General features: G+C 54.1%; 9 protein-coding genes. 6 read left to right on the plus strand and 3 right to left on the minus strand.

What is annotated here, in order from left to right:
- Nucleotides 1-16 precede the first annotated feature (16 nt).
- The 6 genes from JI735_RS35910 (at nt 17) to JI735_RS17095 (ending at nt 9,906) form a co-directional block, all read left to right on the plus strand.
- On the plus strand, nt 17-772 hold the full coding sequence (locus tag JI735_RS35910) for a thioesterase domain-containing protein (protein WP_233476486.1): 756 nt from the start codon (nt 17-19) through the stop codon (nt 770-772).
- Nucleotides 773-815: 43 nt separating this feature from the next.
- Nucleotides 816-3,350 (plus strand): non-ribosomal peptide synthetase, encoded by a 2,535-nt coding sequence (locus tag JI735_RS17075; RefSeq protein WP_202676223.1) that lies wholly within the window; start codon nt 816-818, stop codon nt 3,348-3,350.
- Between the two features lie 127 nt (nt 3,351-3,477).
- A complete protein-coding gene (locus JI735_RS17080) occupies nt 3,478-6,534 on the plus strand; it encodes a non-ribosomal peptide synthetase (RefSeq protein ID WP_202676224.1) in 3,057 nt (1,018 codons plus the stop codon).
- Between the two features lie 127 nt (nt 6,535-6,661).
- A complete protein-coding gene (locus JI735_RS17085) occupies nt 6,662-7,900 on the plus strand; it encodes a condensation domain-containing protein (RefSeq protein WP_202676225.1) in 1,239 nt (412 codons plus the stop codon).
- On the plus strand, nt 7,855-9,285 hold the full coding sequence (locus JI735_RS17090; RefSeq protein WP_233475922.1) for a condensation domain-containing protein: 1,431 nt from the start codon (nt 7,855-7,857) through the stop codon (nt 9,283-9,285). The genes JI735_RS17085 and JI735_RS17090 overlap by 46 nt, the downstream gene beginning before the upstream one ends.
- Nucleotides 9,286-9,297: 12 nt before the next feature.
- On the plus strand, nt 9,298-9,906 hold the full coding sequence (locus JI735_RS17095) for a GNAT family N-acetyltransferase (RefSeq protein WP_051051571.1): 609 nt from the start codon (nt 9,298-9,300) through the stop codon (nt 9,904-9,906).
- 69 nt (nt 9,907-9,975) lie between these two features.
- Here the strand turns inward: JI735_RS17095 and JI735_RS17100 are convergent, their stop codons facing one another.
- From JI735_RS17100 to JI735_RS17110, 3 genes are all read right to left on the minus strand, one after another.
- A complete protein-coding gene (locus JI735_RS17100) occupies nt 9,976-10,764 on the minus strand; it encodes a 4'-phosphopantetheinyl transferase family protein (RefSeq protein ID WP_083886459.1) in 789 nt (262 codons plus the stop codon).
- 7 nt (nt 10,765-10,771) lie between these two features.
- Nucleotides 10,772-11,380 carry an antiterminator LoaP gene (gene loaP / locus JI735_RS17105; RefSeq protein WP_039833665.1) on the minus strand — a complete coding sequence of 203 codons (609 nt, stop codon included), beginning with the start codon at nt 11,378-11,380 and terminating at the stop codon, nt 10,772-10,774.
- 348 nt (nt 11,381-11,728) lie between these two features.
- A complete protein-coding gene (locus tag JI735_RS17110; RefSeq protein ID WP_051051572.1) occupies nt 11,729-15,316 on the minus strand; it encodes a M14 family metallopeptidase in 3,588 nt (1,195 codons plus the stop codon).
- Nucleotides 15,317-15,374 lie beyond the last annotated feature (58 nt).

The raw sequence follows: 15,374 nt of genomic DNA on the forward strand, positions 1-15,374 counted from the left end.
CGGGCTTGCGGCCCGTCTGGGCGACAAGTATACCTGCTACGGTGTTCCGGCGGAGACCACCGGCCGTCAATGGCGGGACGGCGTCACTGTGGAGGAACTTGCCAAATCTTATCTTGCCAAAATCAAAAAAATTCAGGAGGACGGCCCGTACTCGCTGGCCGGCTGGAGTTTGGGCGGCCTGCTGGCCTATGAGACCGCCAAGCAGATTGAAGCTGAAGGCGATGAGGTGAACATGCTCGCCTTGATTGATTCCTCCCACCCGGGAATGCATAAGCATCTGCAGACACCCGATGAGGCAGAAATTGAAAGCTTCAGGCGGCAGCTGGAGGGGGCACTGCCTGCTTTTGAATGGATAACCGGGCTGAGGGATGAAACCACATTATACGGTTTATACAAGAAGCTTGCCCGGCACATGGAAGAAAGCGGCCTTGGCTATGAGGCACTGGAAGCGCTGGTCCCCGTGGACATTATGCGGGCAATTCCAGCGTATGCGCAGCGCAACACAAACGACTTCTACCATTATGTGAATCTGTTTCTCGACCTGCAGAATGCCTATGTTCATTACAATCCGGCGCGAAAGGTATTCGCACAGGCGTATTTGATTAAGGCGGCAGAATCAAGAGGGGTCGAAGCGAACGGTTGGAACGCATTTTTTTACCGTCCCGTCATCTTCCGGGAAGTTGAAGGCGATCATTATTCTGTCTTCAGGGAACCGGATCTTGCCGGTTTAGCTGAAGTCTTTGAAACCGTAGGTGTTCAGGATACAGAGTAGCGGCAAAGCGTATGCCTATTTTACCGCCAAAGGAGAGCGAATCATGAAACAGGAGCCTTCAGGTGTCGGCCATACAGAGGAACCTTTGCAAGTGCAGCCCGGGCAGCCGGCGTGTGACGGGCAAATTGGCGAATACTGGAATAACCTTATAGGCAACGGCATGCATGCGTTAAATATGCCATTGGATTATGTCCGTCCGGCTGCCAGAAGCTTTGCAGGAGAGGTTGTCATGCTCCGGACAAGCGGGGAGCTTGCGTACAGGCTGGAGCGCTTAGCGGAAAGCGAAGCGGTATCTGCCGGGACCGCGCTGCTTGCATGTTACATCTTGCTGCTCTCTAAATATACAGGACAGGATACCGTCTATGTCGGATGGGCTTGCGGTCCGGTTCAGCAGTCCGGCTGGGAAGGGGGCGCAGGCCTCACCGTTCTGGCGGGGCAAGTGAATTGGGCTGCAACTTGGCGGGAGTATGTAAATCGTATTCAAGCTATTTGTGCGGAAGCCAGTAATCCCCGGCACACCCCTTATGCCGAAGTGGTGAAGAAGCTGGAACTTGACCGTGATCCAAGCAGAAACCCCCTGTTCGATGCCTTATTCCAGACGGGTGATGCCGAAACCGGTTTGGATAAATATGATTTTGCATTGATGCCCGAAAGTACAGAAGATGGAATTCTACTGAAACTGGAGTATGATACAGCCCTGTTCTCGCAAGGTTCGATGGAGCGGTTCCTTCACCACTACGTGAATATAGTGGAACATATGACCGGTAACCTGGACCGGGAGCTGTCGGAGATCGATATGCTGTCGGAAGCAGAACGCAAGCGGCTGGTTCATGAATGGAACGGTACAGCGGTTCCCTATCCTTACGAAAAGAGCATCGCCATGCTGCTGGAGGAACAGGTTCTGAAGCGCCCGGAGGAGATTGCGGTTTCGCTGGGAGCGGAGCATTTGACCTACCGGCAGCTTCACGGGCAGTCCAACCGCATCGCGCAGGCGCTTCACGCGAGGGGAATCGGGGAAGAGGACGTAGTAGCCGTCATGGCGGAGCGGTCCCTGGAGCTGGTGGCGGCTTTGCTTGGGGTGCTCAAGGCGGGAGCGGCCTACACTCCCGTTGATCCCGATTATCCGGCGGAGCGGCTCCGTTACTTGCTGCGCCATTCCCATGCGAAGCTGCTGCTTATGCAGCACAAGTTCAGGGACCGTGCGGCAGTTGCCGAAGCCGAAGCTGATGCGAAAACTGAAGCCGAAGCCGAAGCTGGTGCTAAGGCTGAAACCGCAACCGAAGCCGAAACCGAAGCCGTGTCCATTGAGGACCTGCTGGCGGCGGAGCTGCCGGACGGAAACCTGCCGCTTGCCTACCGGCCCGAGCGGCTGATGTACGTGCTCTATACGTCAGGCTCGACAGGGAATCCGAAGGGGGCCATGATCCGTTCGCATTCGTTTGTCAATCTGCTCCACTGGTACACGCGGGAGTTCGCCTTCACCGCGAAGGACCGCATCCTGCAAATTGCCTCAGCCAGCTTCGATCTGGCGCAGAAAAATCTGTATGCAGCGCTGGTGGCCGGTGGACGGCTGGTGCTGTTCGAGCCGGGCCTGTACGATTACGAGCGCATGGCGGAGACCATCGAACGGGAAGGCATTACGGTGATTAACTGCACGCCCAGCGCATTCTACCCGCTGGTGGAGTGCGCGGCAGACGGCGGTTACCGCCAACTGAGCAGCCTGCGCGCAGTGTTTCTCGGCGGAGAACCGATCCATATGACCAAGCTGGGACCCTGGTTGCGCAGCGGGCAGTGCCGGGCAGAAATCATTAACACCTACGGCCCGACCGAGTGTACGGATATCGCTTCCTATTACCGGCTGCAGGCTGAAGACTGGACGGGCGGGGATGAGCTGCCCATCGGCAAACCGATTGACAACGTGCGGCTGTATGTGGTGGACTCAGAACTGAAGCTTGTCCCTGAAGGCGTGGAAGGGGAGCTGTGCATCGGGGGAGCCGGCGTAGGACGCGGCTACTATCATGCGCCGGAGTTGACGAAGGAACGCTTCGTGCACAGTGGCGACCTGCCGGAAGAGACGGTGTACCGGACAGGGGATATCGTGAAGCGGCGGCCGGACGGCAATGTGGTGTTCATCGGCCGGGTGGACCACCAGGTGAAGGTGCGGGGGTTCCGCATAGAGATTGAGGAGATTGAGCGGAAGCTGCTGGACAGCCCCCGGGTACATGAAGCGGTGGTAACCGCCGGGCAGGATGCGGCGGGGGACACCACACTGTGCGCCTATGTGGTGGCAGCACCCGGCACCACCGCAGAGCAGGTGCGCGGGGAGCTGGAAGAGCAGCTGCCCGCCTATATGGTTCCGCAGCACGTGGTGCTGCTGGAGGCCATGCCGCTGACGCCCAACGGAAAGATAGACCGCCGGGCATTGCCGGAACCGGTCGGGAGAACCGGTGCAGACGGGGACGATGCCGCACTCACGGACGAGATCGAGCAGCAGTTGGCCATGCTCTGGCAGGAGGTGCTGGGCGTGGGGGGATCGGCCCGGAGGATAACTTCTTCCGCCTGGGCGGCCACTCCCTGAAGGCGATTGCGCTGCTTGCCCGCATCAAGAAGGCGTTCGGGGTCAGCCTCCCGATTCAGAAGCTGTTCCGGTCGCCGACGGTCCGGCAGCTTGCCGGGGAATCCGGGAAGCGCCGAAGCAGCGCTTCATGTCCATCCCGCGGGCAGACCCGCAGCAGGCGTATTACCGCCTCTCGTCGCAGCAGGAGCGGCTGTACGTCCTGCAGCAATTCGAGGCGATCGGCACCGCCTACAATGTCACCTGGGCCGCGCAGGTGCAGGGACCGTTTGACCCGGTCCGCTGCGAGGCGGCGTTTGCGGCGGTCAGCCAGCGGCATGAATCGCTGCGGACCTGCTTCGAAATGATCGGCGATACTGTGGTCCAGCACGTGCGGCCCCGGGCCAGGGGATTTTTCGAGTATGAGGACGTGCCCGGCGGGGATCACCGTTCCCTGATCGGGCCGTTTGTCCGTCCGTTTGAACTGCGGACAGGCCCGCTGTTCCGCGTCAAGGTGGTGAGGACAGGCCGCGAGGAGTATCTCCTGCTGCTGGACATGCATCACATGATCACCGACGGCGTGTCCCAGGATATCGTGCTGAAGGAGTTCACGGCGCTCTATGAAGGGGCGGTGCTGGAACCGCTGCGGATGCAGTACAAGGATTATGCCAGCTGGCAATCCGGGCAGAGCGGGACGGTGCGGGAGCAGGGACAGTATTGGCTGGAGCTGTTCCAAGGAGAACTGCCGGTGCTGGACCTGACGCCGGATTATCCCCGGCCCGTGGTGCAGAGCTTCGAAGGGGATAAGCTACACGCCCGGCTGGACGCAGAGCGGACCGGAGAGGTGAAGCGGCTCGCGGAGGCCACGGACACGACCTTGTTCATCGTGCTGCTGGCCGCATATGATGTGCTGCTGCACAAATATACGGGGCAAGGGGACATCATCGTGGGTTCGCCGTTTGCAGGAAGAAGGCATGCGGAGCTTGAACCTGTAGTGGGGATGTTCGTCAACACTGTGGCGCTGCGGAACTTCCCGCAGCGGGACAAAACCGTGCGGAGCTTCCTGGCCGAAGTGAAGGAGAGCTGTCTGAAAGCCTATGAGCATCAGGAATTCTCGTTTGAACAATTGATTGAGCAGCTGCAGCTGCCCCGGGATTTCAGCCGGAATCCATTGTTTGACACCATGTTTGTCCTGCAGAATATGGAAGGGTATACCCCGGATATCAAAAACGTGCAGATGACGGCTTACCCGGTCAATAACGGCATTGCCAAATTTGATCTTACGCTGGAAGCCGCTGAAAGCGGAGACGGCAGCCTTCGCTTGAACCTGGAGTACTGCACGAAATTGTTCCGCAGAGACACGATGGAGCGGTTCCTTCACCATTATATGAATATCGTGGAACATATGACCGGTAACCTGGACCGGGAGCTGTCGGAGATCGATATGCTGTCGGAAGCAGAACGCAAGCGGCTGGTTCATGAATGGAACGGTACAGCGGTTCCCTATCCTTACGAAAAGAGCATCGCCATGCTGCTGGAGGAACAGGTCCTGAAGCGCCCGGAGGAGATTGCGGTTTCGCTGGGAGCGGAGCATTTGACCTACCGGCAGCTTCACGGGCAGTCCAACCGCATCGCGCAGGCGCTTCACGCGAGGGGAATCGGGGAAGAGGACGTAGTAGCCGTCATGGCGGAGCGGTCCCTGGAGCTGGTGGCGGCTTTGCTTGGGGTGCTCAAGGCGGGAGCGGCCTACACTCCTGTTGATCCCGATTATCCGGCGGAGCGTCTCCGTTACTTGCTGCGCCATTCCCGTACCAAGCTGCTGCTTATGCAGCACAAGTTCAGGGACCGTGCGGCAGTTGCCGAAGCCGAAGCTGATGCTAAAGTCGAAGGGGAGACCGAAGCTGGTGCTAAGACCGAAACCGAAGCCGTGTCCATTGAGGACCTGCTGGCGGTGGAGCTGCCGGACGGAAACCTGCCGCTTGCCTACCGGCCCGAGCGGCTGATGTACGTGCTCTATACGTCAGGCTCGACAGGGAATCCGAAGGGGGCCATGATCCGTTCGCATTCGTTTGTTAATCTGCTCCACTGGTACACACGGGAGTTTGCCTTCACCGCGAAGGACCGCATCCTGCAAATTGCCTCAGCCAGCTTCGATCTGGCGCAGAAAAATCTGTATGCGGCACTGGTGGCCGGTGGCCGGCTGGTGCTGTTCGAGCCGGGCCTGTACGATTATGAGCACATGGCGGAGACCATCGAACGGGAAGGCATCACGGTGATTAACTGCACGCCCAGCGCATTCTACCCGCTGGTGGAGTGCGCGGCAGACGGCGGTTACCGCCAACTGAGCAGCCTGCGCGCAGTGTTTCTCGGCGGAGAACCGATCCATATGACCAAGCTGGGACCCTGGCTGCGCAGCGGGCAGTGCCGGGCGGAAATCATTAACACCTACGGCCCGACCGAGTGTACGGATATCGCTTCCTATTACCGCCTGCGGGCTAAAGACTGGACAGGCGGGGATGAGCTGCCCATCGGCACACCGATTGACAACGTGCGGCTGTATGTGGTGGACTCAGAACTGAAGCTTGTCCCTGAAGGCGTGGAAGGGGAGCTGTGCATCGGGGGAGCCGGCGTAGGACGCGGCTACTATCATGCGCCGGAGTTGACGAAGGAACGCTTCGTGCACAGTGGCGACCTGCCGGAAGAGACGGTGTACCGGACAGGGGATATCGTGAAGCGGCGGCCGGACGGCAATGTGGTGTTCATCGGCCGGGTGGACCACCAGGTGAAGGTGCGGGGGTTCCGCATAGAGATTGAGGAGATTGAGCGGAAGCTGCTGGACAGCCCCCGGGTACATGAAGCGGTGGTAACCGCCGGGCAGGATGCGGCGGGGGACACCACACTGTGCGCCTATGTGGTGGCAGCACCCGGCACCACCGCAGAGCAGGTGCGCGGGGAGCTGGAAGAGCAGCTGCCCGCCTATATGGTTCCGCAGCACGTGGTGCTGCTGGAGGCCATGCCGCTGACGCCCAACGGAAAGATAGACCGCCGGGCATTGCCGGAACCGGTCGGGAGAACCGGTGCAGACGGGGACGATGCCGCACTCACGGACGAGATCGAGCAGCAGTTGGCCATGCTCTGGCAGGAGGTGCTGGGCGTGGGGGGATCGGCCCGGAGGATAACTTCTTCCGCCTGGGCGGCCACTCCCTGAAGGCGATTGCGCTGCTTGCCCGCATCAAGAAGGCGTTCGGGGTCAGCCTCCCGATTCAGAAGCTGTTCCGGTCGCCGACGGTCCGGCAGCTTGCCGGGGAATCCGGGAAGCGCCGAAGCAGCGCTTCATGTCCATCCCGCGGGCAGACCCGCAGCAGGCGTATTACCGCCTCTCGTCGCAGCAGGAGCGGCTGTACGTCCTGCAGCAATTCGAGGCGATCGGCACCGCCTACAATGTCACCTGGGCCGCGCAGGTGCAGGGACCGTTTGACCCGGTCCGCTGCGAGGCGGCGTTTGCGGCGGTCAGCCAGCGGCATGAATCGCTGCGGACCTGCTTCGAAATGATCGGCGATACTGTGGTCCAGCACGTGCGGCCCCGGGCCAGGGGATTTTTCGAGTATGAGGACGTGCCCGGCGGGGATCACCGTTCCCTGATCGGGCCGTTTGTCCGTCCGTTTGAACTGCGGACAGGCCCGCTGTTCCGCGTCAAGGTGGTGAGGACAGGCCGCGAGGAGTATCTCCTGCTGCTGGACATGCATCACATGATCACCGACGGCGTGTCCCAGGATATCGTGCTGAAGGAGTTCACGGCGCTCTATGAAGGGGCGGTGCTGGAACCGCTGCGGATGCAGTACAAGGATTATGCCAGCTGGCAATCCGGGCAGAGCGGGACGGTGCGGGAGCAGGGACAGTATTGGCTGGAGCTGTTCCAAGGAGAACTGCCGGTGCTGGACCTGACGCCGGATTATCCCCGGCCCGTGGTGCAGAGCTTCGAAGGGGATAAGCTACACGCCCGGCTGGACGCAGAGCGGACCGGAGAGGTGAAGCGGCTCGCGGAGGCCACGGACACGACCTTGTTCATCGTGCTGCTGGCCGCATATGATGTGCTGCTGCACAAATATACGGGGCAAGGGGACATCATCGTGGGTTCGCCGTTTGCAGGAAGAAGGCATGCGGAGCTTGAACCTGTAGTGGGGATGTTCGTCAACACTGTGGCGCTGCGGAACTTCCCGCAGCGGGACAAAACCGTGCGGAGCTTCCTGGCCGAAGTGAAGGAGAGCTGTCTGAAAGCCTATGAGCATCAGGAATTCTCGTTTGAACAATTGATTGAGCAGCTGCAGCTGCCCCGGGATTTCAGCCGGAATCCATTGTTTGACACCATGTTTGTCCTGCAGAATATGGAGGGGTATACCCCGGATATCAAAAACGTGCAGATGACGGCTTACCCGGTCAATAACGGCATTGCCAAATTTGATCTTACGCTGGAGGCCGCCGAAAAAAAGACGGCAGCCTTCAACTTAGCCTGGAGTACTGCACGAAATTGTTCCGCAGAGACACGATGGAGCGGTTCCTTCACCATTATATGAACATCGTGGAGCATATGTCCGGTAACCTGGACCAGCGTTTGTCCGAGATCGATATGCTGTCGGGAGCAGAACGCAAGCAGGGAACTTATTACCCGGCTTCCCCGGCGCAAAAAAGTATATTTATGGCGGATAAGCTATCGGGAAGAGGCACGGCTTACAATGTTCCTGTCATCCGCAGAATTAAGGGTATGCTTGACGCCGGGCGGCTTGGAGAGGCCCTGAAGAAGCTGGTCAACCGGCATGAATCGCTGCGGACCACCTTCGAGCTGGACGCGGACAGCGGCATGCTGAGACAAAAGGTCCATCCTGCCGTTTCTTTTGCTTTTCCGGTATATGAGCTAAGCGAAACAGAAACGGTACTCCTGATCCAGGACTTTGTCAGACCGTTCCGTCTCGATAAGCCGCCTCTTTTCCGGACCGCACTCATACGCCTTACAGACCGGGAAGAAACCGTACTGATTATCGATATGCATCACATCATAACAGACGGTATGTCTGTAAGCATTCTGCTGAGGGACCTGGCGGCTCTGTATGAGAACAAAGAATTGGAGGTCCTGAAGCTCCAATATAAAGACTATGCGATAAGGCAGAGTCAACTGGCGGGCACCGAGCAATGGAACAGACAGGAGGAGTACTGGCTTGGAGTATTCCATGAGCCTGTCCCCGCGCTTCCATGGGCTGGCCGCCGGACGGAACACCGGGCAGGGGAAGATCCTTCCCGGACCGCCTATTTTGCCATGGATGAACAAACCTCCTGTGCACTACACCGTCTGGCACAAACAACAGAATCAACGCTGTTTATGGTGCTGATGGCTGCGTTCACCGCTTTACTGTCGAAGCTGTCGGATTGCGAGGATATCATCGTAGGCATGCCAACATCGGGAAGACATCATGAGGGCTTGGACAACATCGTCGGGATGTTGGTCAATACACTGGCGGTCCGCTTTTTTGCCTGTCGCAAGCTGTCGTTTCAGGAATATTTGCATCAGGTGAAAGAAAAGCTGATTGAAGCCTATGAAAATCAGGATTATCCGCTTGACAGTCTGGTGGAGAAACTGAATGGTTCCCACTATCTCCAGGGACGGCCCTTATTCAATGTAATGTTTCAATTTGCCGAAATGGAGGCAGCAGAACAAATTGACGCAATTGACATGGTTCCGTTCGGGCACGACAGTGTCCCGGGCAAATTCGATCTTCACTTCATTGTAGTGCAGGAGAACAGCAGCCTGGGGCTAGAAATAACCTATTTTGAATCGTTGTTTTCAGAAGAAACTATCGGTGAGCTAATTAGCGGCTTTATAGAAATTATACAGGTGATTACCAGTAATCTGGAAACCGGTCTGGGAGATTTATTGAAAAGACAGAGCGTGCTTCCGTCAACATGAAAGGGGACAGCAGTGAATACACACCATTTATTCAGCCAATTTCCAGTGCTTGTGTCTGAGCATTTAACACTCCAAAAGATTGAAGAGTGTCACCTTGAAGAGGTGTTTGGCATTTATAACAATGATACGGTTTTTGAGTATTGCGGTATTATACCCAAACATAATAAAGCTACCGTGGCAACGATGATTGGACACTTTGAAAGAGATTTTCATAAAAAATCGAGATTGAAGTGGGGGATCTTTGCCAATAACGACAAGGATACACTGGTTGGGATCATAGAAGCTTTTGATTTTAATCAAAAAGTAGATATGATAACCATCGGCTATTTTTTAGCGGAAGCGCATTGGGGAAAAGGGCTTGCTTCAGAGGCAGTCAGCCGCGTTGTCCGTTTCCTGTTTCAGGAAGTGGAAGTGAACAGAATTCAAGCCGAAGTGATGCCGGCAAATGATGTTTCCAAACGCGTATTATTGAAAAACGGCTTCAAGTATGAAGGAACATTAAGGCAGGCCACGTTATGGTCCGGTAAAGGCATCGTTGATGTGGAGATCTATGGATTATTGCAGGAAGAGTATAAAAAAGAGCGGAATCCAGACCTTGGCGTTGCTTCCAGCAGGGTTTAGCCCAGATGACAGTGAACAGGCTCCGTCATCATTCGACGGAGCCTGTTATTCACGTAACGTCCGGCAGTTCTAATGGATATTTTGCTGCCGGGGATCGCCCAGAACGTACCGGATAATGTCATCGGGGGAAATCACCCTGACCGTCTCACAAACCTGGGACTTCTGTCCGCAAACAGCAAGAGCGTACCTGTCATCAAGGTTATATGCCTTCAAATACCAGTTCCAATGATCAAATACCCGCCAGCCTTCGACATTTCCTTCCCGAACTGTTGAAAAATTGTTCAAGGAATGGGAGAGGCCTTGGCCGATCGCCTTGATATAGCTTTCTTTTGCCGTCCAAACCGCAAAAAACCGTTCTTGCCTTTGTTCATCAGAGGGGGCCTTCTCGATAAATTCAACTTCCTCCCGGGCAAAAAAACGTCTGGAAATCTCAAGTTGAACAGGCTGTATTTTTTCAATATCAATCCCGACTGGACAGTCATCTATGGCACAGACCACCCAGTCTCCAGAGTGCGATACATTATAATGAAAGCTGCTGTTGTCAGGTATAGCCAAATAGGGCTTGCCGTATGAATTCGTACCAAAAACAATCCTCTTTACCGGCACAGCAAATGTTTCCGAAATCATTTTTCGGACAAGCAGGTCCCCAATCAGCCCCCGAATCAGATCTTCCTGGTGATGAAACCTGGATAGCTTTTCACTTTTTTCTCTGGATACACAGGAGAGCAGGGGGATAAGCTGAGTATTTGGGAAATGGGATATAGCGACTGCATAGATCTGTAACACGGTTGAACCTCCCTTAAGGGTAGCCTTCCGGCGTTCGCCTGAGCGCATAGAGAAAGGCAGTATCTGCTTCATCCAAAGATTACATGATTAATTCTCTGCTGCCAACAGGTTCTATGAGTTCAATACCGAGTTCGATGATACGCTGATCTCCCATGAGCGATACCAGGACTTTCGCCCGGCGTGTATGCTTGTTAATTTTTTTGATAATGCCTTCCAGTCCCTTTAACGGTCCGGACTCCACATAGACCTTGGATTCGATGGTGTAGACCTTGGAGAAGTTAATCTCTTCCTCCTGATTCAAAAGCTTTAAAATAATCGACATTTCTTCCTCGGGAATCTTTTTGAAGTAAAGCTCCTCTTTATCTACTGTAGTCACAGCAGACTGTTTATTGTGTGCGGCAATTGTTCTGTGGCAGGTTAAATCTTCTTTGTTCAGATAGTTTAGCATCTTGATGATTTTGGAATTCCTTTTGATCAGATAGTAAGTGGAGAAATCCATGACTGTTTTTACGAAAATGTAGCTTGGAAACAAATTTTTTTCCACGTATAGAAGCTTTCCATTCTTTTTTTCGGGAACTATTCTCTTTGGGACGATAGAATACAGTGTTTCTCTGTCAAAAGTGTTGTTCAACCAGTCTTTTACACAAAGTTCATCGCCTGTCTTCACAAAAAAAATGTACCAGTTCATAGCCGACTCCTTTCAGGATAGAGAGGATCATCTGAATGAATAAAGTCTATAAATGGATTTGTTGAAAATAATAAACTGCTGATATTAATTCGTCGAAAGCAGTGGATATCCTCCAATAATTATCATAATTTATCAATAAATAGTCATATCGCACTAAAATGTCGAAAATTGTCATGTTTTTATAGGGACCAAGTGTGGATCAGGATTCGTCCGACCGAAGATATTGTGTTAAGAAAACTGGCCGGGCTGTTGTAGCTTGAACCCGGCTCTACAGCAAACAGGGATGCCTCCCAGCCTTTACGGCTGGGGGCATCCCTGTTCACGTTCACTGCCAATAATCCATTCGGATTATTGCAGGTTGATGATATTGCTGATAATGACAGCGGCTTGCGCACGGTTGGCAATACCTTTTGGCGCAAAGGTGCTAACGGTCATGCCTTTCACAATGCCTTCCTGGGTAAGCAGCGCTACTGCGTTTTTACCGTAGGAGGCAATGCTCGATTTGTCTTTGAAGTTCGCAAGCGCAGCATCGGCATTGGTAACCGATTTGCCTTTGAACCTCGTCAGTGCGTTCGCGGCGATGATCGCCATCTCTTCCCGCGTGATGGAGCGTTTCGGCTCGAACTTCCCGTTGCCTACACCGTTGATCAGGCCATTGCTGACACCGGCAGCAATATAGCTGTAGGACCAATCCGCAGCAGATACGTCACTAAAAGTTGCCGAAGCATTCTCTGTCTGAAGGTCAAAGGCACGGACAATCATCGTGATGAATTCGGCACGGGTTACCTCTTTGAGCGGTGCGAACGCATTGCCGCCAACGCCGTTAAGGATACCTTTCGCCGTCAATTCTTCGATAGCAGATACTGCCCATGCTACTCTGCCCAGGTCTGTGAAGTGGACCCCCGGAGCTGGTGCAGCTGTTGCGGTTGGCTGCGGTGCAGCCGGAGCTCCGGTTGGTGCCGGTGTTGCGGTTGGCGCTGGTGTTGCGGTTGCAGCAGGTGCACCTGAACCCGGATTCGACGGTGAAGCCGGTTCAGGCTCAAGTGCACCGTTATCCATGCCGTCTGCTTCCGTAGCTGCCGGAGACGATGCATAGATCGCATTCGCCAGCAATCTGAACTGGTTCTGCGGATGATATTTGTTCAGCAGATCGTTTGCGAACAAGGTTACATGGACGTTATCCTTCTGGTAATTCAGGGCCAGAACCTGACCTTTTGCCGTATCGCTGTTTGGCCACCAGCCTGCTTTGAAGAAATCTTCGCCTGTTCCGTATTTCGCCAGTACTTCAGCACCTTCCGGCACAGCTGTGATATAAGCGGCGGATACGGTATACAGGTATTCGTTGTCTGCATAAGGAGCTGTAATTACGCTGTCCTGTGAGACGGTTGCTTTGAACAAGCCCTCATGTGCTGACGGGTTATTAGATTTGTTGACCGGATTGGAGTAATCCAGGCCCGGCAAAATTTTCAGGGATTTAATACTGCCCAGCATCGTACGCCCATATCCGATGAACGGTTTACCGCCGGCAATCAGGCTGGTGCCCGCATTGACCAGCACATCAGCCGCAGCCGTATCGGTAGTCACCTTGAATCCAAGATCAGCCAGGATGAATGAAGGTGCTCCGGCAATGCCTACGTTCGCCGGCTTGAGCAGCTTGCCTGTCTTGTCCGCTGATGCGCTGAACGGCACAAGGTCCAAGAGATATTTGGACGCTACAGTTTTCAGGTTCGATCTGGAGACCAGGAAGCTGCCCTTTTCATAGCCGGGTCCGCCGTTCGAGAGCAGGGTTACCGCTTTTTTGTTCGCAAGCAATTCGTTAACCGCTTTGATCGCATCATTGTTGCTGTTGCGGATGACATAATTTTGCTCAAACCGGTATTGATTCAGATCTGTCGTTGGAATGGCGATGCTGCTGACTTGCCGGGTCTTGCCGGTGAATGCGCCGGCTGTACGGCTGATGTACCGGTCAAATCCGCGCATGTCGGCAAAATTCTGCACAGTGTCGGAATACATTTCATTGAAGTCGGATACGTCCAGCCCGTCATACAGAACCAGGTTGGCGTAGCCGCGTTTGGCCTGATGCATGTTCACTACATAGGTTCCTGACGGATAAGTGACTCCATCTACAGTTACTGGCGTAGTAGTCTGCTCTACCTTCACTCCGTTGCGAAGCAGGTATTGCACCATTTTGTACGTTTCCAGTTCGTTCTTTTGCAGATCCTTGGCTACTGGAAGCACATAATATTCAGGGAAAAAGTTCGTTGCTTCCGTTGCACGCTTACGGCCGATGGATTCATATTTCGCATTTACCAAATACTTGTCGACCTCTTTGTGGTCTTCATTGTTCATGCCGCGTTTGAAGATTTCCAGCTGGTTCAGGAACAGCTTTTCTTTGTTATTCTGCACATAATGGGTAGCAGCCAGTGCTGCATAGTAGAAAGCATCCAGAGAATCCTCGTTCAGCTCCGGCACCTCAATGGTGTGTCCAAGCGCCCCTTGGTGCATCGCATAAACTGCGGTGTAAGCCGGCGAAGCATCATCCCATCCGGTCGCATTGCCGTAAGGATTGCTATAATTCGGATCATTTTTCAGCTTCTCGGCTTCCAGATAAGGAATATGGTACGCATTGTATTTGGTATTAGCGATTCCGGCATTCCCCATAGCTGTAGCCTGTTCAAGCATATTGTCCAGAACCAGATCGTATTCGATGTTCGGATCATGCGGCGGTGTGCAGGGCTCAATCAGGAAGCCGCTCACGAAACCGTGCATATCCAGGAAGCTCAGCGGTGTCCATTTGGCGATTTGCGCTGTAACTGCCTGAGTCTCCGGTTGTGTCTGGTAGGAGTTGTCGCGGTTCGGGTCTAGCAGCGTTGAAGTTGCACGCGTGTTGAGCGCACGGCCATCCGGGTTCTCCACATAATCAAGCAGGAAAATCACGTTGTCCAGCGCCTTGTCGATATCCAGTGCCACCGGAACAACATTGCCTTTGGCGTCGGTGGTATCATAGTTTACGATTTTCTGGGTCATCAGCGTATCCAAAAACTTAATAATTACATCTACACCATTGGCTTCATCCGCATGGATGTTGTTCAGCCAGATCGGCACTTTATAATTTTGCAGCTGGCCGTTTTTGATCATCTCCTGCAATGCAGCAGGGTCATTGTTCATCAGCGGCAGCGTTTCGTTCAAATATTGGTCTACGGACGCTTTGTCCTTGGCTACGATGGAGAAGTGGATCGCCCGTCCTTGCGTGGACGTTCCGATCTGCTGATACTCCACATAACGGCCGTATTTATTGTTGCTGTCAGCGGTGATTCTATCAATCGCCGGTTTGATCTCATCATATGTATGATAGGTATCATAAGGGTTCAGCTTCACTTGCTGCTGTACCAGCACATGACTGTCAGGAGCGGTTGCCGTCAGGTTGTATGTACCTGCAAGCTTCACATATTCGGCGCGGATGCCGCTAATCGACAGATTGACGCCGAAAGGCATATCGAAGTATACCAGAGCCGTTACCGTAGAAGGTGAAGCAGGCTCATAGCTTACTTTTATGAAGGGATCTCCTGTATACGCTCTAACACTGGAAGCATTGTTCCATTTTTTCCACTGTGCCAGCGGCTTCATCTCTTCCGCCGTTCTGCCAAAGTTCCAGGTAAGCTGGTCTGCTGTTACACCCTCAGGAAGGGCCAGTGTAATAGGCAGTGTTCTGGCCTCGGTCATCGAGGCTTGGTAGACTTCTGTGGATACTGTAGGTGCAGCCGGTTGATAGACTTCTGCGGTAACCGTAGACGAAGCGCCGGAAGCTGCAGATGCGGGGGCGGTCTGAACTTGCGGCTGTGCCTCAGCTGCAACTTCACCGGCATAGGCTGCCGGAAGGATTCCGGACAACGTCAGGGTTAACGCGATTAATAAGGATAATAATTTCTTAGACATCATTTACCTCCCAAGTTCTCTCGCAGTGAATTAATATACATAAATATTTTTTAATATA

Origin of the sequence: Paenibacillus sonchi (assembly GCF_016772475.1) — a bacterium.
Classification (GTDB): domain Bacteria; phylum Bacillota; class Bacilli; order Paenibacillales; family Paenibacillaceae; genus Paenibacillus_AQ; species Paenibacillus_AQ sonchi.

Excerpts from the sequence above, each read along its gene's own strand:
- JI735_RS17075 (WP_202676223.1), top strand. The coding sequence starts at position 816 with ATGAAACAGGAGCCTTCAGGTGTCGGCCATACAGAGGAACCTTTGCAA.
- JI735_RS17110 (WP_051051572.1), bottom strand. The coding sequence starts at position 15,316 with ATGTCTAAGAAATTATTATCCTTATTAATCGCGTTAACCCTGACGTTG.
- JI735_RS17080 (WP_202676224.1), top strand. The coding sequence starts at position 3,478 with ATGTCCATCCCGCGGGCAGACCCGCAGCAGGCGTATTACCGCCTCTCG.
- JI735_RS17085 (WP_202676225.1), top strand. The coding sequence starts at position 6,662 with ATGTCCATCCCGCGGGCAGACCCGCAGCAGGCGTATTACCGCCTCTCG.
- loaP (WP_039833665.1), bottom strand. The coding sequence starts at position 11,380 with ATGAACTGGTACATTTTTTTTGTGAAGACAGGCGATGAACTTTGTGTA.
- JI735_RS17100 (WP_083886459.1), bottom strand. The coding sequence starts at position 10,764 with ATGAAGCAGATACTGCCTTTCTCTATGCGCTCAGGCGAACGCCGGAAG.